The organism is Catenulispora pinistramenti, assembly GCF_018274385.1.
Classification (GTDB): domain Bacteria; phylum Actinomycetota; class Actinomycetes; order Streptomycetales; family Catenulisporaceae; genus Catenulispora; species Catenulispora pinistramenti.
Map to the genome: position 1 here is coordinate 13907 of NZ_JAAFYZ010000105.1, position 19384 is coordinate 33290.

The 19384-nt window shown below is 70.1% G+C and carries 14 protein-coding genes; 5 read left to right on the plus strand and 9 right to left on the minus strand.

The window, feature by feature from the left end:
* Positions 1-57 precede the first annotated feature (57 nt).
* A complete protein-coding gene (locus KGQ19_RS26960) occupies positions 58-2097 on the plus strand; it encodes a hypothetical protein (RefSeq protein ID WP_212013454.1) in 2040 nt (679 codons plus the stop codon).
* An 81-nt stretch (positions 2098-2178) separates the two neighbouring features.
* Here KGQ19_RS26960 and KGQ19_RS26965 read toward each other — a convergent pair whose 3' ends face one another.
* A complete protein-coding gene (locus KGQ19_RS26965; RefSeq protein WP_212013456.1) occupies positions 2179-2373 on the minus strand; it encodes a hypothetical protein in 195 nt (64 codons plus the stop codon).
* 251 nt (positions 2374-2624) lie between these two features.
* On the opposite strand from KGQ19_RS26965, the gene KGQ19_RS26970 reads away from it, so the two are divergent.
* Positions 2625-3608, plus strand: coding sequence for a GlxA family transcriptional regulator (locus KGQ19_RS26970; protein ID WP_212013458.1), 984 nt, complete (start codon positions 2625-2627; stop codon positions 3606-3608).
* A gap of 74 nt (positions 3609-3682) precedes the next feature.
* A complete protein-coding gene (locus KGQ19_RS26975; RefSeq protein ID WP_368862169.1) occupies positions 3683-4288 on the plus strand; it encodes an isochorismatase family protein in 606 nt (201 codons plus the stop codon).
* Here the strand turns inward: KGQ19_RS26975 and KGQ19_RS26980 are convergent.
* The 5 genes from KGQ19_RS26980 to KGQ19_RS27000 form a co-directional block, all read right to left on the minus strand.
* Complete coding sequence (locus KGQ19_RS26980; RefSeq protein WP_307856518.1) at positions 4278-5450, minus strand: glycosyltransferase; 1173 nt, start codon at positions 5448-5450, stop codon at positions 4278-4280. The genes KGQ19_RS26975 and KGQ19_RS26980 overlap by 11 nt on opposite strands.
* Before the next feature lie 118 nt (positions 5451-5568).
* Entirely contained in the window at positions 5569-8091 is a 2523-nt protein-coding gene (locus KGQ19_RS26985) for a tetratricopeptide repeat-containing protein (RefSeq protein WP_212013465.1), read from the minus strand.
* 70 nt (positions 8092-8161) lie between these two features.
* Complete coding sequence (locus tag KGQ19_RS26990; protein ID WP_212013467.1) at positions 8162-9076, minus strand: transglutaminase-like domain-containing protein; 915 nt, start codon at positions 9074-9076, stop codon at positions 8162-8164.
* A gap of 171 nt (positions 9077-9247) precedes the next feature.
* Positions 9248-10708: an adenosylhomocysteinase gene (gene ahcY, locus KGQ19_RS26995; RefSeq protein ID WP_212013470.1), complete on the minus strand. Its 1461-nt coding sequence runs from the start codon at positions 10706-10708 to the stop codon at positions 9248-9250.
* A gap of 249 nt (positions 10709-10957) precedes the next feature.
* Positions 10958-11398, minus strand: a complete 441-nt coding sequence (locus tag KGQ19_RS27000; protein WP_212013472.1) for a GNAT family N-acetyltransferase — start codon at positions 11396-11398, stop codon at positions 10958-10960.
* A gap of 503 nt (positions 11399-11901) precedes the next feature.
* Between KGQ19_RS27000 and lysA the strand changes: the two genes are divergently transcribed.
* Positions 11902-13188, plus strand: a complete 1287-nt coding sequence (lysA, locus tag KGQ19_RS27005; protein WP_212013474.1) for a diaminopimelate decarboxylase — start codon at positions 11902-11904, stop codon at positions 13186-13188.
* Here lysA and KGQ19_RS27010 read toward each other — a convergent pair.
* The 3 genes from KGQ19_RS27010 to KGQ19_RS27020 are packed head-to-tail and all read right to left on the minus strand — an operon-like array spanning position 13179 to position 17570.
* Positions 13179-14156, minus strand: coding sequence for a S66 peptidase family protein (locus KGQ19_RS27010; protein WP_212013476.1), 978 nt, complete (start codon positions 14154-14156; stop codon positions 13179-13181). The genes lysA and KGQ19_RS27010 overlap by 10 nt on opposite strands.
* A complete protein-coding gene (locus KGQ19_RS27015; protein WP_230419498.1) occupies positions 14153-15562 on the minus strand; it encodes a M20/M25/M40 family metallo-hydrolase in 1410 nt (469 codons plus the stop codon). The genes KGQ19_RS27010 and KGQ19_RS27015 overlap by 4 nt, the downstream gene beginning before the upstream one ends.
* Position 15563: 1 nt before the next feature.
* Complete coding sequence (locus KGQ19_RS27020; RefSeq protein ID WP_212013478.1) at positions 15564-17570, minus strand: prolyl oligopeptidase family serine peptidase; 2007 nt, start codon at positions 17568-17570, stop codon at positions 15564-15566.
* 405 nt (positions 17571-17975) lie between these two features.
* On the opposite strand from KGQ19_RS27020, the gene KGQ19_RS27025 reads away from it, so the two are divergent.
* A complete protein-coding gene (locus tag KGQ19_RS27025) occupies positions 17976-19295 on the plus strand; it encodes a type III PLP-dependent enzyme domain-containing protein (RefSeq protein WP_230419499.1) in 1320 nt (439 codons plus the stop codon).
* The last annotated feature ends 89 nt before the right edge of the window (positions 19296-19384 follow it).

Consider the following 19384-nt stretch of genomic DNA (forward strand, 5'->3'; position numbering starts at 1 on the left):
CCGGCGCCTAAGAATCCGGCTCCGTACATCCCCCCGCCGGACCCGGTCCCGGTTCCGGTGCACCCGCCGGCCGGTGCCGGCCAGTTCGACAACTCGCTGATCGCCACCACGGCCCTGGCCTACGTCGGCCGCTGGGGCGGCATGGCCTGCGTGGACGCGAACCGCTTCCGGTCCGGCCAGTGCCGCGAGTTCGTCGACTGCGTCGTGTCCCTGGCCAGCGGCGGCCGGATCTGGCCGGTCGACCCGAACGGCAACTACCAGGTCGGCTTCAGCTCGGTCGGCGCGGTGCCGGTGGCCCCGGCCGCCGCGACCGAGGGCGACATCATCCAGATCGGCGACCACGACGACTCCGACCCGCTGCACACCGCGATCGTGCTGTCCAACCACGGCGACGGCACCTACACGGTCGTGGACGCCAACTGGGTCGGCCAGCCGCTGATCCGGGAACTGGTCGGCGTGCACGACTGGACGCCGCCGGCCGCCGCGCAGTTCTGGCGGCTGGGCTCGGTCAACCCGAACACCCCCGGCTGGCAGATGCCAAAGAACGACGCCGCCTACGGGACCCAGGCCCCGGACACGGCGATCAACCCGGCGCCGCCGGCCCCGACGGTGAGCACGGACGCCGTGAACGGACTGGCGTCCGGGACCATCACGGTGCGCTCAACGGACGCCGATCCGACGCATCCGGCGGTCCGCATGCAGTACTGGGTCGACGGCAAGTCCGACACCGCGATCGACAACGCCCCCGGCGGCGCCCTGCTGCCGCTGGACACCACGACGCTGCCGGACGGCCCGCACGTGATCACGACCCAGGCGATGGCCGCCGACGGCGCCATCTCGGCCCTGTCCGCGCCGATCACGATCAACGTCACGAACCACAAGCAGGCCATCGCCGTCGCGGCCCCGACCGCGCCGCTGCTGTCCGGCACCGTGCCGCTGAACGTCGGCGCGGCCCCGGCCGCCGACCTGGCCAAGGAAACGCTGACGGTGGACGGCGTGGCGCAGCCACAGCCGCCGGCCGCCAGCAGCGTGCTGAACCTGGACACCAGCACCCTGGTCGCGGGCCCGCACCAGATCAGCGTCGCGGTGACGAACCGCGAGGGCCAGACGGTGACCTGGGGACCGGTGATCGTGACCGTCACCGGCGCGGCCACCGGACCCCGCGCCGCCCTGCCCTCGGCCGCCGCCGGACACTCGGACCTGGTCGCGGTGGACGCGACCGGACGGCTGCTGCGGTACCCGTGGGTCGCCGACGGCACCTTCGGGGTACCGCAGCCGATCGCGGACGGGTTCGCGGACGTCACCTCACTCGTGGCGGGGCACTTCGCGGGACCGGCCGGCGCGGTGCAGCTGCTCGCGGTACGCAAGGACGGCAGCGCGCACCTGTACGGCTTCGACGCCACCGGCAAGGCGGTGGATCAGGGGACTGTCACCGGGGCGCCGTGGAACACCTTCACGCGGTTGGCCGCGGGCGTGTTCAGTAAGGGCGGGCCAGAGGCCGTGGTCGGGATCGATGCCGCGGGGCATGCGCAGCTGATCACGATTTCGGTGCCGGCCGCCGGTGGTCCTGTTGCGGCTACTGTTCCGGCGGCTGCTGGTGCTCCGGCGGCAGGCGCTCCTGCTGCCCTCGGTGCTCCGGTCGCAGCGCCGAATGCCGCGGCCGCCCCGGTGAAGCCCGCCCTCACGGCCGCAGTGCAGGGTCTGCCGGCGAGTCCGGCGCTCGCCGGCGCGGTGACGATCGAGGCCGTGCCGGGGGCGGACGGGGCCGACAAGCTGCTGTCTGTGGACGGTACCGGGGCTGTGGTCGCGTACACGCTCACCGGCCCGCAGGGGTTCGTTCCTGACTTGGGTACTCCCACCGGACCCGCCGTGCCCACCGTGAAGCTCACGACTCCGGCTCCGGCCGCCACCCCGGTGGCCGGCGACTTCGCCGGGAGCACCCCGGAGCTCATGGTCACCGGAGCCGACGGGCAGACCTGGATCGTGTCGCCGGACCACCCCGACCGGCCGTCTCAGGGGGCTGCTTTCGTGTCCGACGCCGCCGTCGAGGCCACCCCGCACACGCCGGGCCAGCGCCTCATCCTGCCCGCGGACTGACCAGGGGTGTTCATCGGCTGAAATGGTGACAGCCGCCCGGGAACTGGGAGGTCTCCCGGGCGGCCGCCTGAGCCTTGTCTATCAGGTTCGCCGGTCTGGCGCCACGGTGCCGTGCTCCCCGATCGCCGGCGGCGGTGGTGCGGCGACCCCGTTCGCGCCGTCCCCGCCCGGTTCGCGGCGTTCGTCCCCGCACCGGTTCGTCAGCCGGACGGCCAACACCAGATTCGCCAAGCCCAGCACGGCGACCAGAGTGGTCAGCACCGACGAAAGGGACATACGCACTCCTTGCCGAGCACCGCAGCCGTGAGACCGACGCCCAAGGGTGATCAAGCGGATGCTAGCAAAGGCCACAGGGGGTCGGTAAGGGTCTGATCGCGCAGACAGCGCGGCACACGCCCCGAATTATCGCAGGGTGCTCATACCGACACCGAGCGGCATCGTTTCCACGACCCCGGACCCCCATCGCGTCCGAATCTGACAGAACCCCGTCATTGCGGCCATCCCCCACATCGGGTGAGGATGAGGCCATGGCTGAAGCACGACGGGTGGTGATCGCGGTCTTCCCCGACGTCGACCTCCTCGACGTGACGGGCCCCGCGGAGGTGTTCGCGCTCGCGAACCGCGAGTCCGGACGCACCGCTTACCGGGTGGAGCTCGCGGGGCGGGAGACCGCCGGCGCGGTCACCACCTCGGCGGGCGTGCGGCTGCTGACCGACGTGGCGTTCGGGGAGGTCAGCGGCTCGATCGACACGCTGATCGTCCCCGGCGCCGTGGACATCGGCGACTCGGGCCCGGTCGCGCGGGTCGATCAGGACGTGGTGGCGTGGGTGGCATCGGTAGCGCCTTCGGCACGACGGGTGGCCTCGGTGTGCGTCGGCGCGCACATACTGGCCGCAGCGGGCCTCCTGGACGACAAGACGGCCACAACGCACTGGTCGACCGCCGCACAGCTGGCCGCCGACCACCCGGCGGTCCGCGTGGACCCGGACCCGATCTTCGTGCGCTCCGGAAACGTGTGGACCGGCGCGGGGATCAGCGCCTGTATGGACCTCGCACTGGCCCTGGTCGCCGAGGACCTGGGCGAGGAGCTGGCCCTGGCGGTGGCCCGCCAGCTGGTGGTGTATCTGAAGCGGCAGGGCGGCCAAAGCCAATTCTCAGTACCGCTCAGTTCACCACCGACTACCCGGCGCGACATCGACGAGCTGCGCGCGTACATCGCCGAGCACCTGGGCGACGACCTGTCGGCGGCAGCGCTCGCGGCGCGGATGTGCTTGAGCGAGCGGCACTTCGCGCGCGTCTTCCGCCAGGAGACGGGCACCACGCCGGGTGCGTACGTCGAAGCCGCGCGGGTGGAGGCGGCGCGACGGCTGCTGGAGAGCACCGACCAGCCGCTGGAGGAGGTCGCGGCGGGGAGCGGGCTGGGGTCGGTGGAGACGCTGCATCGCGCGCTGCGGAAGCAGATTGGGACTACGCCGGCGGCCTATCGGCGGCGGTTTCGGATCGCCGACTGATCTTTCGATTCTCTGACTCGGCGCCGGCTGTCTGGCCGGCGCTTCGGTTCAATCTATCTAGTTGAGGAAGCGCTATGTCTGCATCTCCTACACTTCGCTCTGTTATCGGTCTCGATGATTCTTTGCCGAGTCTCGGCGATGCCACGCTGGTGATGATCGACTTCCAGAACACGTATCGCTCCGGCGTCATGGCGCTGGAGGGCGCCGATGCTGCTCTGGATGCGGCCTCGCGGTTGCTTGCTGCTGCACGAGCCGCGGGTTCCAGCGTCGTGCATGTCATCAACGACGGCGGCGAGGGCACGCCCTACGACATCCGCGCCGAGATCGGGTCGATCAGTCCGGAGGTGGCACCGGTCGCCGGCGAGCCGGTGGTGGTGAAGACGTTCCCGAACGCCTTCCACAACACCGACTTGGAGAAGACTCTGCGCAACCTGGACGCGGGCACGGAGCTGATCCTGGCCGGCTTCATGACGCACATGTGCGTGACGTTCACCGCGCAAGGAGCCTTCAACCTCGGCTACCGTCCGACGGTCGTCGCCGAGGCCACGGCCACACGCTCACTCGCCGCGCCGGACGGCACGCCACTACCCGCCGCCACGCTTCAGGCCGCGGCGCTGACCACCATCGGCGACCTGTTCGGGGTGGTGGTTCCGAGCGTGGACGCTCTGGTCAGGGGCTGATCGGCAGGCTGGCTCGACGCTGCCGCGGGATCGGTTTCGGCCTGGTCCCGCGGTCTATGAGCTGCTCATAGAGGTTGAGGTACGCCTCGACCATGGCGTCGTCTGTCAGATGCGAGACCGATGCCCGACATGCCTGCGGCGACCATCGGTGCGGGTCGCGCGCAGCGTCGATCAAATCAGTCCACTGATCAGCGACGACGCCTGTGACCCCGTGCTGTACCAGTTCCGGCGCCGCGCCACGGTTGAGGGTGAGCACGGGGACTCCGCAGGCGAGCGCCTCGACGTACACAAGGCCGAAGGGCTCATCCCAGCGGATCGGATGGAGCAAGGCGGCCGCACCTTGGAGCCAGGGCAGTTTCGCGTCACCGGACTGTTCGTCGAGCCAGGTGACGTGCTCATCGCCCAGCAGTGGCTCGACTTCCCGCGCGAAGCCTTCCGGATCGGCACGGTCAGCACTTCCGATCACGACCAGTTGGCGTCCGGCCGCCCGCGCGATGCGGATGGCGAGATCAGTTCCCTTACGCGGTCCCAGGGCAGCGATATGCACCAGGTAGCCGAACCGATCCTCGCCGGGGCGATAGAAGCTCTGATCGATCCCGTTGGGTATGACGCCGGTCCAGTTGACGTCAGGCGCCGAGCGCATCTGCGCGTTGCTCAGGGCGACGTAGGGATGGCCTGCGGCGACTTCGCGTGCCCAGCGCATGGGGTCGCGGGTCGGGTCGTAGTGCGCCGTGGTGACGGCCGGGACGTCGAGCGCGGCGAAGTCCACGGCCCCGAGGCGCGTGTGGTCGTGGATGATGTCGAACGTGCCGACGTCGGATATGAACCGCGCGGCGACCTGCGTATGGCGCATCTCAGCAGCCTGTGGATGCAGCCTCCCGACCGGCGCATAGGTCGGCACCTGCACGAGTAGCCGCTCAGTCGGTGAGTCGGTGAGTCGGTGAGTCGGTGAGTCGGTGAGTCGGTGAGTCGGTGAGTCGGTGAGTCGGTGAGTCGGTGAGTCGGTGAGTCGGTCGTTGAATGACTCGGGGTGTGCGAACACAGTGACCCGAACACCCCACCGCAGCAGCCCCTGGACCAGGGACGCGAAAACCCGCTCCACTCCCCCGTATCCGGGCGGCGGGCACGGCAGATGCGGTGGCGCCACCAACGCTACCCGCACCCACGCCCCCAGACCGTCACGACCTGGGATCTTCCCCGGCCGTACGCGGACATTAGCAACAGGTGGGACGTCTTGTCATCGAACGAACCCAGTGCATCTCACCGCTGAAGCGTGCCGCTCACCGCTGAAGCGCGGCCGCGACGATCTCCTCCGCACGCTCCGACGCCGCCCGCGCACCGTCCACGTCGCCCTTGACCCGCAACACTTCCGCCAGCCCCCGATACGCCTCGGCGACCAGCAAGTGCTCCTGGCCGTGCGCCTCCTCCGAAAGCGCCACCGCCTCACGTGCCACGCCCTCGCCCTCCGCGACTCGCCCCAGGTCCGCGAGCACCGGCCCCTTCCGCACCAACGGCATCGTCAGATACGCGCGGCCATCGGATCCCAGATCCGAGAAGATGCGGATGGAGTCCTCGACGTCCGCCAGCGCCTCATCCAACGCGCCGGTCGCGCGCCGCGCGTCCGAGCGGCGGGCCTTCGCACCGGCGATGTTCGGCAGGTTGCGGTCCGTGGCCCCCTCGCGAGCGGCGACCACATGGTCAAGCATGACCAACGCCTCATCCGCACGCCCGAGCCGCACGAGCACCGTCCCCAGCGACTCCTCAGCCTTGAGGGACATCTCCTGGCTGTCCGATCCCGTGGCCACTGTGAAGAGCTTCAGCGAGTTCTCAAGCGCAACTCGGGCCTCGTCATAGCTCTGCACATCAGCCAGCGCCATACCCAGCTGCCGCAACGCGCCACCAGTACTCGGGTGCCCGACCCCGTACTCGCGCGCCATCGCCTCAACCAACGCCTTCGTGTCACGCAACGCCGTACCGACGCGGCCCGAACGCCGGGCGAGGTTGGCCAGCTCAAGACAGACCTCCGGCGCCTGCCCGACCAAGCCCGCCGGCTGAAGCACCGCTGTCAGCACCTCGTGGCCCTCATCAAAGCGCCCGGTCTCCCGCAACACCTGCGCCAGCGCCAGCGCAGCCGCACAGCGGTCGGCGGGCTCAGTCGCCAGCGACAAGGCGGTGCGGGCCTCATCCTCAGCAGCAGGCATATCCGCACCGACGTTGAACAGGACGCGGGAAAGACCGGCGTGGGCTCGGCTTTCGCCAGCGGAGTCGTTCACTGCTTGATATCCGATAGCTGCTTGGCGAAAGAGATCGGCCGCCCGGTCCAAGTAATCGCGATGGTGGAAATAGCGAGCAACAGCAACCAGGAGATCAGCTCGCACGGCCGGCTCCACCCCGAACTGTGCGGCTGACTCAGCAGCCTGGGTCGCATGCGGCGCCAGGCTGTCGAACAGTGCCCAGTTGCTGGTATCCGTGGGATCGCGAGGGAACTCGGCGGCGAGCATCCGCACGGCTGTGGCGCAGTTTGCGGGATCCGACAGCGCACGGACAGCCGCACGCACGCCGTCGTGCAGGCCGATCTGATCGTGCTCGCCGCTGATAAGGCTGTACTCGGTAAGGATCTGAAAGGCCTCGTCCCAAGAAGCAGCGTCAACCAAGGCAGCCGCGAGTGGTCCGTCGGCGGCTTCGCGTGCCTGGCGGCGGATCAAGTCGCCCGGGATGTCAGCGCTGCCGAACCAGCAGAACAGGGCCAGGAGAGCGAAGGCACCCGGGTGGGCCTTGCGGAAGTCGCCGTAGTCGATGGCCGGGGTCGCGGCAGAGACGAGCGGCGCACTCGCCAAGGCCGCTGTGCCCGCCGCGCCGCTTGGAGCCGCCACGCTCGCCGGGGTAGCCGCCGGATCCCGCTCGGGCAAGTTCTCGGAATCCAGCGTCAACGAGGCAAGGTAAGCCCTCGGGCTCCGCTGCTCTGCGCGCATCACCGAAGCGGCCTGCAACATATCCAGCGGACGGCCGCCGAAGGCTTTAGCGATCGCAGCAGTCTCCGCGGCGAAAGCCTCGCTGTCTATGCCGAAGTCCTGGAACAGACGCACGGATTCCTTCAGCGGCAGCGGCCCCACCGCGGTCACGACATCGGCATAGCCCTGCCAGTCCGTACCCTGCGTGGTCACGATCACATCGCCACCGCCCGAGCGGGGAAGAAACGCCTGGACCGCGTCGCGGTCGGGGACGTTGTCATACACGAGCAGCCAGCGGCCGGTCGCCGCCAACGCCGGCCACAGGGCATCGCGCAGGTCGTCCCAAGCGATGGACTCGTCCAACCCCAGGTGCCGTGCGAGCCGGCTGAACGCCAGACCCAGCGCCTCATCATGGCCGGCATCGAGCAGCCAGATGAAGTCGTAGCGCCCGAACTCCCGTTCGGCGCACGCGTACGCGCCTCGCGACTTGCCGAATCCAGAGGGACCGTAGATGACGAAGGTGCGAGCGCGGACGGGTGAGGACACCTGCTTCGCGAAGGATGCGAAGTCTGCGAGCAACTCCTTGCGGTCCACGAACACCGCCGAGGGCGCCGGCATGTTGACCACGCGGCGAACGCCGGTTCCCACAGCCGCGTCAGGTGACGCCGGCTTGCCCCCGAACAGCGCCGTGATCTGGGCACCCGTGGCCACCAGGGCCGCGGTGCTGGCGGCGGCCCAGGCCCACCGGCCGTGGCTGCTGACCGCGGCGGTGCCAGCTGTTCCGATCACCGTCACTACGCTGGCGGTCAAGCCGATCTTGCGGTCCCGCGACACCACGGCAATCCCCCTCATCAGCCCTTTGATGTCCGGCCAGCCTAAAGCACGCGCACGGATAGTGGCGAGATCGACGCGTGCGGCGACGTCATGGGCGCAGGGCTGTCCGCTGCGGGCCGTTGAAGGGTGCCAGCGACCACACCTCGGCCGGTACGTGCAGGCGATCGTCCTGTGCGTAGAGTACCCGCACCTCGTCGAAGGCGACGGCGTCGCTGGTGATCTGTGCCGCCCGGTCGTAGAGATCGCGTTGTGGTTCGGTCACTTCGCGGTAGTCGTCGATGCCTGTTCCCCAGATGTCCCACAGCAACATCTCGGTCTTGTTCAGCGATGCGAAGTCGAGGCGGACGCTCTGGGCGACGAACCATTCGCCGGCCATCGGGTCTTCGGGATGCCAGTGGCCGAAGGTCTGGGGGTCGGTGGTGCCGGTGCGGATGGCTTGCCATGCGGCTCCGGCGACGTGGAAGCGGTCGCGGGGGATGTTCATGGGGTCGAAGTCGATGGTGTGGGCGGCGGCGATTTTGGGGTCGGCCAGTTGGGGGTCGGCCAGGCGCCAGCCGTGGCGGGGGTCCCAGTATTCGGTGACCACGTGGTCTCCGTGCTGCTGCGGGTCGAAGTAGTCGGCGAAGCCGCAGCGCATGCGGGCGGGGATGCCCGCGTGGCGGAGGAAGGAGCAGTGGAGTAGGACGAAGTCGCGGCAGACGCCGACGAAGCGGTCGCCGACGTCGCGAGGTCGGGGCAGCGGTGAGGCGTCGCGTTCGAGGAGCAGGTGCAGGATTGAGTCGACGTAGCGCGTTTCGGCGTCGTTGTGGAGGCGGTCGGTGGCAATGGTGTGGTTGAACAGGCCGCCCTCCAAGCGGTGAATCAGCAGATTGCGAGCTATGGCGGCGAGTTGGGCTGGATCGTCGGGTAAGTCGGCGTATTCGGCAGCCTCCGGGCCGGGGTCGGAGAACGCACTTTGTGAGCTGTAGTAAGCGGCGACGGTCGGGTCAAGATGCGCAGGCACGGAATGGCCTTCCTGGGAATACGGCCGGGGCTGTCAGGAGCAGGTCAACGGTGCCAAAATTCGGCCGAATCTGTCCAGGGACAGCGCATAGCCAAATGGCGCACGGGCAAATGGCGCACGGGCAAATGGCGCACGGGCAAATGGCGCACGGCCTTACATCAGGACTCGACCTCAGTACCGATAGTGCTCAGCCTTATAAGGCCCCTCAATCGGCACACTGAGATACTCCGCCTGCTCCGCCGACAACTCCGTCAGCTCCGCCCCGAGCGCGTCCAAATGCAGCCGCGCCACCTTCTCGTCGAGTTGCTTCGGCAGCCGGTACACCTCGTCCGAGTAGTGCTCCGGCCGCGTGAACAGCTCGATCTGGGCCAGCACCTGGTTCGAGAACGACGCCGACATCACGAAGCTCGGGTGGCCGGTGGCGTTGCCGAGGTTGAACAGGCGCCCCTCGGACAGGATCAGGACCGCGTGGCCGTCCGGGAAGGTCCACTGGTGGACCTGCGGCTTGATCTCCGTCTTCGTGACGCCGGGGTGCGCGGCCAGGCCGGCCATGTCGATCTCGGTGTCGAAGTGGCCGACGTTGCCGACGATCGCGTTGTGCCGCATGCGCGCCAGGTGCTCCAGCCGGATCGCGCCGGTCCCGGCCGTGGCCGTGACGAAGATGTGCGCGGTCTCCACGACCTGCTCCAGCCGCGCCACCTGGAACCCGTCCATCGCCGCCTGCAGGGCGTTGATGGGGTCGATCTCCGTCACCACGACGCGGGCGCCCTGCCCGCGCAGCGCCTCGGAGGCGCCCTTGCCGACGTCGCCGTAGCCGCAGACGACCGCGGTCTTGCCGCCGATCATGACGTCGGTGGCGCGGTTGAGGCCGTCCGCCATCGAGTGGCGGATGCCGTACTTGTTGTCGAACTTCGACTTGGTGACCGAGTCGTTGACGTTGATCGCCGGGAACAGGAGCCGTCCCTCGCGGGCCAGCTTGTACAGGCGCGCGCCGCCGTTCGTGGTCTCCTCGGAGACGCCGCGGATGCCGGCGGCGATGCGGGTGAAGCGGTGGTCGTCCTCGGCGATGCTGTCGGCCAGCAGGGCCAGGATGAGGCGGCGTTCCTCGTGGTCGCCGGGCTCGGGTTCCGGGACGCTGCCGGCGGTCTCGTACTCGGCACCGAGGTGGACCAGGAGGGTGGCGTCACCGCCGTCGTCGACCAGGAGGTCCGGGCCGCGTCCGGCGCCGAAGTCGAAGAGTTGGCGGGTGCACCACCAGTACTCTTCGAGCGATTCGCCCTTCCAGGCGAACACCGCGGTGCCGGTGGGCTTCTCCAGGGTGCCCTCCGGGCCGACGACGATCGCGGCCGCGGCCTCGTTCTGGGTGGAGAAGATGTTGCAGGACACCCAGCGGACCTCGGCGCCGAGCGCGACGAGGGTCTCGATGAGGACCGCGGTCTGCACGGTCATGTGCAGGGAGCCGGCGATCCGGGCGCCGCGCAGCGGCTGCGCCTCGGCGTACTCGGCGCGCAGGGCCATCAGGCCGGGCATCTCGTGCTCGGCCAGCCGGATCTGGTGGCGGCCGGCCCCGGCCAGGTCGAGATCGGCGACCGCGAAGCGCAGGCCGTTGATCTCTTGCAGGTGGTTCTTCATGCTCGCTTTCCCGTCTTCGCATGAGGTGGTGGAACCCGTGGAAGCACGAAGTGCGCCTCCACGAGGGAGGCGCCCTTGGGAAAGTCGTCGGGACCGAGCGTGGCGGATCAGGGATCCGTTGCAGCGCCTCTCAGCTCCGGCGGCGCCGGTGACGGCGCACGATCAATGTAGCGCGCGCCGGATCGGGATGCCCGTAGGCCCCGCAGGACGCCTGTGCGCCCTTGAACGCCCGTAGATCCCGCCGGACGGTCACAGGTCGCGGGTGAAGACCACGCGCGCCTGGCCGGGGCCGGCATAGTCCTCGACGGTCTCGGCCTGGAAGCCGATCGTGGTGTGGAAGGCGAAGCTGCCGGTGTTCGTGACGGCGGTGATCGCCTTCAGGCTGGTGGCGCCCTGCTCGGCGGCCGAGCGGGCGAACTCGGCGTGCAGCCGGCGGCCCAGGCCGGTGCCGCGGGTGTCGTCGCGGGTGGCGATGAAGTGGATGTAGCCGACGTGGTCGTGGTTCACCCAGCCCATCAGGTAGCCGCGGATGCCGTCCGGGGAGTCGGCGACGATGCAGGTCTGGCCGAACTCGTGGACGAGCGGGTAGTGGTGACCCTGGCGCATGTCGCGTTCGCCCCAGTAGCGCGGCATGTCGGCGATGATCTGATTCAGGTCGGCGACGGTCATCAGACGCATGTTCTCGGTCATGGGCCGATGGTGGCAGAGCCCGGGACCGGCGGGGTGAGCGCCGGTCCCGGGCTTGTGGCGGGTTGTGCTGGCCCTGCGGGTCGCGCTGGTCATAGTTTGCCGGAGTGCCGGTCAACGACTGCGTTTCACGTCCCTGTCGAGGACGCCAACGCCACCGCGCCGCCGGTCGCCAGCAGAATGGCGAGGACCGTGATCACGAGGACTACACGGCCGGCTATCAGGGTTCTCAGCGGCGTGTCATGGTTTCCGTTTCCAGGCGCGGGCAGGCGCCAGCGAGGAGCAGCGGCCACGGCGGGTGTCCTTCCTAAGTCCGACTAGGGCGAGAGGTGGCGGAGCCGGGTGACGCTGTGATGATGAGGGCTGAAGCGCTCTAGTTCTTCAGTGGCCCGTGCTCGAATCTAAAACCTGGCGGGCCTGAGGTCCAGGGGATCGAAGCCGAGCCTCAGCATTCAGTTCATCGACGCTCACGCTCCGCACGCACACCAGTTCTCTACCTTCGCGGCATGGACAGCGTCTCTGTGCGTGATCAAATCTGGCCGACCGGCGCGGCCTGGGCCGATGGCGAGCTCACGATCGCCGGGATCGGGGTGCGCGCGCTCGCCGCCGAATTCGGGACTCCGCTCTACCTGCTCGACGCGGCCGACTTCCGGGCCCGCTGCTCAACGTGGCTGGCCGCCTTCCCCGACGGGGACGTGCACTACGGCGGGAAGGCGTTCCTGGCGCCGGCTGTCGTGGGGTGGTTGGCGGAACTCGGGTTGTGCCTCGACGTGTGCAGCGGCGGCGAGTTGGCGGTGGCCCGGGTCGGTGGGATGCCGCCGGAGCGCGTGGTGTTCCACGGCAATAACAAGTCGGTCGCGGAGATCCGGCAGGCGGTATCGTGGGGCGTCGGGTGCATCGTGCTCGATTCGCGGCACGAGGTGGACCGGGTGGCGCGCGCGGCGGAGGAGAGCGGCGCGCGGCAGCAGGTCATGATCCGGGTGAAGCCCGGAGTCGACGCCGACACCCACGCGTCCTGGGCCACCGGCGGCGAGCGCAGCAAGTTCGGGCTCTCCATCGCCTCCGGCGAGGCGGCGGAAGCGATACGCGGGGTCCTGGCCGAACCAAGCCTGGAACTCGTCGGCCTGCATTCGCACATCGGCTCGCAGATCTTCGACCTCGACTCGTTCGGCGAGGCCGCGCGCCGGATCGTGAGCTTCCTGCGCGCCGTCGAGAGCGAGCAGCACACCGTCATCGGCAAGCTGGATCTGGGCGGCGGCCTCGGCGTCCGCTATCTGCCCGGCGACAAGACAGCGCCGACTCCGGCGGAACTCGCCGACGTCCTCCACGCCGTGGTGCCCGACGACATCCGCCTCGCGGTCGAGCCCGGCCGTTCCATCGTCGCGCCGACCACGGTCGCGGTCTACGAGGTCGGCACGGTCAAGGACCGCTTCGTCGCGGTGGACGGCGGCATGAGCGACAATCCGCGCCCCGCTACGTACGGTGCGGCCTATACCGCGGTCCTCGCCTCCCGCCACAGCGCCGCCCCGACCGAGGCGATGACCGTCGTCGGAAAGCACTGCGAGACCGGCGACATCCTCGTCGAGGACGTCGATCTGCCTGCGGATCTGATGCCCGGCGACCTGATCGCGATCCCCTGCTCGGGTGCCTATCAGCGTTCCGCGGCGAGCAACTACAACCTGGTGCCGAGACCGCCGGTGGTCGCGGTGAACGAGAACGCGGTGAACGGGAACGCGGCGCACGTCATTGTGCGCCGCGAGACTGAGGAGGACCTGCTGCGCCTCTACCCCTGACCGCTCCGCGGGTCGGCGGTGGGCTCGGCGGTGGGCTCGGCGAGCACCTGGTCCAGGAAGGTGAGGGTCCCGGCGTCGGCGTCGAGCCGGGCCCGCACGCCCACCGGATACGTCTGCATCTCGCAGTTGTGCCCGATGTTCACCCCGGCCAGGACCGGGACTCCGAGGTCTGAGAAGCGCTCGGTCAGCAGCGCCTCGATGTGCTCGGGATCGCCACACTCGGTGAACGTCCCGAGGATGATCCCGCGCACACCTTCCAGGTAGCCCTTGGCCCGGCGGAACTGCGTGAACACCCGGTCCAGGCGGAACGGCAGCTCATCTACGTCCTCCAGGAACAGGATCGCGTCCCGGGCCGGATACGACGTGTCGGTCCCGAAGTTGGCCGCGATCAGCGTGGCGGTCCCCCCGAGCGTCAGTCCCTCGGCGACGCCGGAGACCATGGCCCGCGAGCCCGGGAACGTGAGCTGCTTGACCGACGACGGCGTGAACAGGAGCTTCATCAGCTCCCTGAAGTCATACTCGTCAGGACCCTGCCAGAACCCGCCGCAAGCCACCATCGGCCCGAACAGCGACACCCAGCCGAGCTTGACGGCCACCGCCTCCAGGACCGCGGTGACGTCGGAGTATCCGACGACCACCTTCGGCCGGGCGGCGTCGATCCGGTTCCAGTCCAACAGTTCCAGCGTGCGTTGTGAGCCGTAGCCGCCGCAGGCGAGGAACACCCCGGCGTACTTCGGATCGGACAGCGCGCGCGTCAGATCCGCGGCGCGCTCGGCGTCGGTACCGGCCAGGTATTCGTACACACTGCCGGTGGCGCGAGCCGTGCCGAACACCTCCGGCTTGAGCCCGACGGACTCCATGGCGCGCAGGCCCGACTCAAGGTGCTCCTGGCTCAGTACCGGCGAGGAGGCACAGAGTACTGCGACAGTGTCCCCGGGCTTCAGGCCGGGCGGACGGACCAAAGTCATACCCCTGCACCCCTCGGATCGGTCAGCAGGTACGTGGCGAGCACCCCGGCGCCGAAGGTCAGGCTGTCGGTGAGTACGTGCTCATCGACGCCGTGCACGTACTCCCACGCGTCGAAGCCCTCGGGCGTCCGGCCGGGAACGAAGCCGAAACCGGGGATGCCGATCTTCGCGAAGGCCTTGGCGTCCGTGCCGCCGGTCATGCAGAACGGCAGCACGATCGCCTCCGGGTCGAAGGCCCGCAGCGCGGCGGCCATCGCGGCGAAGTCCGGGGCGGTGAAGTCGGCGCTGACCGGGCTGCCGTGGTCGCCGGTGCGGGTGGCGTCCGGGCCGAGCAGTTCGTCGACGGTGGCGAAGAACTCGGCCTCGGTGCCCGGCAGCAGCCGGCCGTCCAGCGCCACGCTGGCCTCGGACGGGATCACGTTGTGCTTGTAGCCGGCGCGCAGCATCGTCGGGTTGACCGAGTTGCGCAGCGTGTCGGCCAGCAGCGGGGCCGCGGCGCCCAGACCGGACAGGTCCCGCGGCGAGATCTCGCGGCCGAAATGCTCGGACAGCCCGTCCAGCAGAGCCCTGACGATCGGCACCACCCGCACCGGCCACTCGTAGTCGGCGAACCGGGTGACCAGCGCGGCCAGCTTGGCGATCGCGTTGTCGTCGTTGCGGCGCGAGCCGTGCCCGGCGGTGCCGCGGACCGTGACGGTCATCCACGCACTGCCGCGCTCGCCCGCCGCGACCGGGTAGAGCCGCGCGCCGTCGGACAGGTGCACCGAATGGCCGCCGGACTCGCTGATCGCGGTGTCCACGCCCTCGAACAGGTCGCGGTGCTCACGGCACAGGAAGCCCGCGCCGAAGTCACCGGTGTCCTCCTCGTCGGCCACGAACGCCATGACGATGTCGCGCGGCGGCCGTTGCCCGGTGCGCGAAAGGTGCTGCACGAACGCGAGCATCATCGCGTCCATGTCTTTCATGTCCAGCGCACCGCGGCCCCAGACCGCGCCGTCGCGGACCTCGCCGGAGAACGGGTAGGACTGCCAGTCGGCGGGTTCGGCCGGGACGACGTCGAGGTGTCCGTGCACCAGCAGGGCCGGTGCGCTCGGGTCGGTGCCTGGGATGCGGACCACGGTGTTGGCGCGGCGCGGCGCCGACTCCAGGACCACCGGGCTGAAGCCGGCGTCGGTGATCTGCTCGGCGACCCACTCGGCGCAGGCCCGCTCGCCGCGGCTCTCGCCGGCGCCGAAGTTGCTGGTGTCGAAGCGGATCAGCCGGGAGCAGGCGGCGATGGCGTCGGCGGCCAGCTTCTCGACGTCGGCGTCGCTGGGGCGGGGCGCGGGCTTGGCCGCCGCTGGAGCCGCTTTCGCGGCAGTGGATGCGGCAGTGGATGTGGCGGCGTTGTCAGGGGTCTGTGTCATGTCAGGCTCCGAGGACGCTCGCGTACAGGTCCAGCTCGGCTTGCAGGCAGACGGTCATGGTCTCGTCCTTCCGGAAGCCGTGGCCCTCGCCGGGGAACCGGTGGTAGGCCCGGACCAGCCCGGGATTGACCGCCTCCACCGCCTTGACCAGCCGGTCGGCCTGGTCGGGCCGGCAGATCACGTCGTCCAGGCCCTGGAGCATGATGAACGGCGCGGTGATCTCGGCGGCGTGGGCCAGCGGCGAGACCCGGGCGAAGCGCGCGGTGTCCTTCTCAGGATCGCCGACCAGGTAATGGATGTAGCGGCTCTCGAAGTCGTGGGTCTGCTCGTCGTACCAGGTCGCCGGATCGCTGATCGGGAAGTAGACGGTGCCGCAGGCGAAGTAGTCGCTGTGCGCGAGCGCGGCCAGAGTGGCCCAGCCGCCGGCCGAGCCGCCGCGGATGCCGGTGCGCGCCGGGTCGGCCAGCCCGGCGGCGGCCAGGGCCCGGGCCACGGCGACCGAGTCCTCGACGTCGGTGATGCCCCAGGTGTGGCGGAGGCGGTCGCGGTAGGCGCGGCCGTAGCCGGTGGAGCCGCCGTAGTCGACGGTCGCGACCGCGTAGCCCCGCGAGGTGAACAGCGCGAAGTTGAGGTAGCGGGTGGTGACGGTGCCGCTGGTCGGGCCGCCGTGGACGTCGATCAGCAACGGCGGCGGGACGTCGGAAGGGCCCTGATACTCCGGGTTGGTCGGCGGATAGTAGATATAAGGGACCTGCCATCCTCCTTCGACCTGGACGTGGCGGCGTTCGGGGCGGGAGACCCAGGCCTCGTGCGGATACTCGGCGCGCTCGACGCAGCGGGTGAGCCGGCCGCCGGCGACGTCGATGCGCAGCGGGGTCGAGGGTTCGGTGGGGCTCGCGGCGACGGCGACGATCGCGGTGCCGGCACCAGCACCGGGGCCCGAGACGGAGTTGGCGAACTCGGTCCAGCCCGGCGCGAGGTCGGTGGTCTGGCCGGTCTCGGGGTCCCAGCGGATCAGCGTCTCGTCACCGAGGCTGCGGCGCAGGACCACGCCGGCATCGGTGACCGCGAAGGAGGTGGAGCCGACCCGCCAGATCGGGTGGCCGAACTCGGATTCGGTCGGGAAGACGTTGATGGCGGCCGTCTCGTCGCCGGCCAGGTCGACGCGGAAAAGGTTCCACCAGCCGTCCGGATCAGCCAGGGCGTACAGGCTGTCCGCATCGGCCCACTCGGCCTGCGCGACCGCGACCTGGGTGCCGACACCGCCTTCGTCGCCGCCGAGGACCCGGGCCTGGGCGACCGCGACGCCGTCCACGATCGAGGCGACCATCAGGTCGGTGGTCTCCCAGGGCATCGCCGGGTGGTCCCAGCCGAGCCAGGCCAGGCGGGTGCCGTCGGGGCTCAGGCGGATCGTGGACAGGAAGTGGTGGGAGCGGGCCACGACGCGCAGCGCGGTCGGGTCGTCGGCCGCGGCGCCGGACAGCGGGATGGCGACGACATCGCGTTTGGTGCGCGGTGCGGGGTCGGTCAGTTCCTCGGTGAGCTCGGTGACCTCGCGGATCGCCCAGATCTCGGTGCCGGACGGGCCCAGGATCGGGTCGGAGTAGTTGGTGCGGGTGACGCCTTCGGGGTCGGCGGGGGTCAGGGGCGCCGGCTCGAGCGCCGCGCCAGCAGACGACGGTTCGGCGGCGGGCATATCAGCGATCAGATACAGCCGCTGGTCGCTGGACCGGGAGAAGACCGCGAACTCCGGCGTGGCGAGGTAGGGACGACCGCCGTAACCGATGGCCTTGTTGCCGACCGGCCAGCCCGGACCCAGCACCGGGCACACGACGCCGTCCGCACCGCGCCACATCAGACCCACGGTGGCCGTCGCCGGATCCGGCGCGCACCACCAGGTCTGCTCGCCGACGACCGAAGGCCACTGCGGCGCGCCGGGGATGGCGGCGACGTCCTCGGCGGTGATCGGCGACGGCCAGGTGCCATACGGTTTCTCGGCCTTGGTCACAGGGTCTCCTCTGCTCGGTCGGGCGGCGCTTGCTCGGTCGGGGCGGCGGTCGGGGCGGCGGTCGCGCCGGGCAGTGCGCCGGTCAGGCTCGCCGGGGCCCGGGGTGTGGCTCGCCGTCGAGTCGTGTTCGGGGGTCGTGTTCGAGGTCGGGGGTCGTGTTCGGGGTTGTCGTGGTAGTCGCGGTCGGGGCGGCGGCCTGGCCGGTCGGCCGTCTCGCGGGTCCGGCGGTGATCGATTAGCCTGGCTGAGGCGTCAGCCTGGCCGCCGACGGCGGAACCGCAAGGTGATTGTCGGGTATTGGTGTGTGAGCCGCGAGGTTTTCGAGGCTCGCGCCCGGCCGGCCCGCCAGGACCCACGCTGGGTCCGAAGCCGCCCCGCGATCGAGCCGCCAGCGAGGAATCCCTGATGCCCGAGCACCATGTCCGCCGAATCCGCCGCGACCGCGCCGTGCACGCCGCGGTGGCCCAGGGCCTGCTCGACCCGCTGACGACGCCGGTGGCGGCGTTCGTCGACCTGGCCGGGATCGCGCAGACCGCGGCCGAACTGCTGGCGGCCTGGCCGAGCGAGGTGGACGTGCTGCACGCGTTCGCCGCCAAGGCCAATCCGATGGTGCCGGTCCTGGCGCTGCTGCTCCGGCACGGCCTGGGCTGCGAGGTCAGCAGCCCCGGGGAACTGGCGCAGGCGCGCGCGGCCGGGTTCCCGGCCTCCCGGATCGTGCTGGACTCCCCGGCCAAGACCCAAGCTGAGCTGGCCGGGGCGCTGCGCGACGGCATCGCGCTGAACATCGACAACTTCGAGGAACTGGAGCGGGTGGACCGGCTGGTCGCCGCCGGCGCCGCGGCCGTGCGGGTCGGGGTGCGGATCAACCCGCAGGTCGGGATCGGCTCGATCGAGGCCATGTCGACGGCCGGGCGGACGACGAAGTTCGGGATCGCGATGGCCGACCCCGGCAACCGGGAGCGGCTGCTCGCGGCGTACACGGCCCGGCCGTGGCTGCGCTGGGTCCACGTGCACGTCGGCTCGCAGGGCATCCCCCTGGAGCTGAACGCCGCCGGGGTCGCGGAGGCGGTGCGGTTCGCGCAGGAGGTGAACGCGCGGCGGGCCGGGCAGATCGAGGGCATCGATATCGGTGGCGGGTTGCCGGTCGACTTCAGCGGGGACGAGGACAGTCCCACCTTCGCCGATCACGTGGCGGTGTTGCGGGAGGCCGCGCCGGAGTTGTTCGGCGGGGAGCTGAAAGTGGTCACCGAGTACGGGCGGTCGGTGATGGCCAAGAACGGGTTCATCGCCTCGCGGGTGGAGTACACGAAGACCACGGGCGGGCGCGCTATTGCGTTGACGCACGCGGGGGCACAGGTGGCGGCGCGTACTGTGTTCGCCCCCGAGTCCTGGCCGCTGCGAGTGCTGGCTTATGACCGGCACGGGTTGGCGAGTACTGCGGAGTTGGAGGTACAGGACGTCGCGGGGCCCTGTTGCTTCGCGGGAGACCTGATGGCGCGGGAGCGGAAGCTGCCGCTGCTGGCGACGGAGGACATCGTGGTGGTGCCGGACACCGGTGCGTACTACTTCTCCTCGCCGTTCCAGTACAACAGCCTGCCGATGCCGCCGGTGTTCGGGTTCGAGGTGTCGGAGGGCGACGTGGTGCGGTTCCACGTGCTGCGGGCCGCGGAGAGCATCGACGAGGTGGTGGCGCGCAGCGGTGTGCTGCCGGCGAGTCTGCGGTGAGTCCGCGGTGACTGGTCTGTCGCTGGTGTTGCGTGGGGGGTTGGTGGCCGACGGGACCGGGGCTCCTTTGGCTCGGCGGGATGTGGGGG

Excerpts from the sequence above, each read along its gene's own strand:
- KGQ19_RS26970 (WP_212013458.1), top strand. The coding sequence starts at position 2,625 with ATGGCTGAAGCACGACGGGTGGTGATCGCGGTCTTCCCCGACGTCGAC.
- ahcY (WP_212013470.1), bottom strand. The coding sequence starts at position 10,708 with ATGAAGAACCACCTGCAAGAGATCAACGGCCTGCGCTTCGCGGTCGCC.
- KGQ19_RS27015 (WP_230419498.1), bottom strand. The coding sequence starts at position 15,562 with ATGACACAGACCCCTGACAACGCCGCCACATCCACTGCCGCATCCACT.
- KGQ19_RS27025 (WP_230419499.1), top strand. The coding sequence starts at position 17,976 with ATGCCCGAGCACCATGTCCGCCGAATCCGCCGCGACCGCGCCGTGCAC.
- KGQ19_RS27010 (WP_212013476.1), bottom strand. The coding sequence starts at position 14,156 with ATGACTTTGGTCCGTCCGCCCGGCCTGAAGCCCGGGGACACTGTCGCA.
- lysA (WP_212013474.1), top strand. The coding sequence starts at position 11,902 with ATGGACAGCGTCTCTGTGCGTGATCAAATCTGGCCGACCGGCGCGGCC.
- KGQ19_RS26975 (WP_368862169.1), top strand. The coding sequence starts at position 3,683 with ATGTCTGCATCTCCTACACTTCGCTCTGTTATCGGTCTCGATGATTCT.
- KGQ19_RS26985 (WP_212013465.1), bottom strand. The coding sequence starts at position 8,091 with ATGAGGGGGATTGCCGTGGTGTCGCGGGACCGCAAGATCGGCTTGACC.
- KGQ19_RS27000 (WP_212013472.1), bottom strand. The coding sequence starts at position 11,398 with ATGACCGAGAACATGCGTCTGATGACCGTCGCCGACCTGAATCAGATC.
- KGQ19_RS26965 (WP_212013456.1), bottom strand. The coding sequence starts at position 2,373 with ATGTCCCTTTCGTCGGTGCTGACCACTCTGGTCGCCGTGCTGGGCTTG.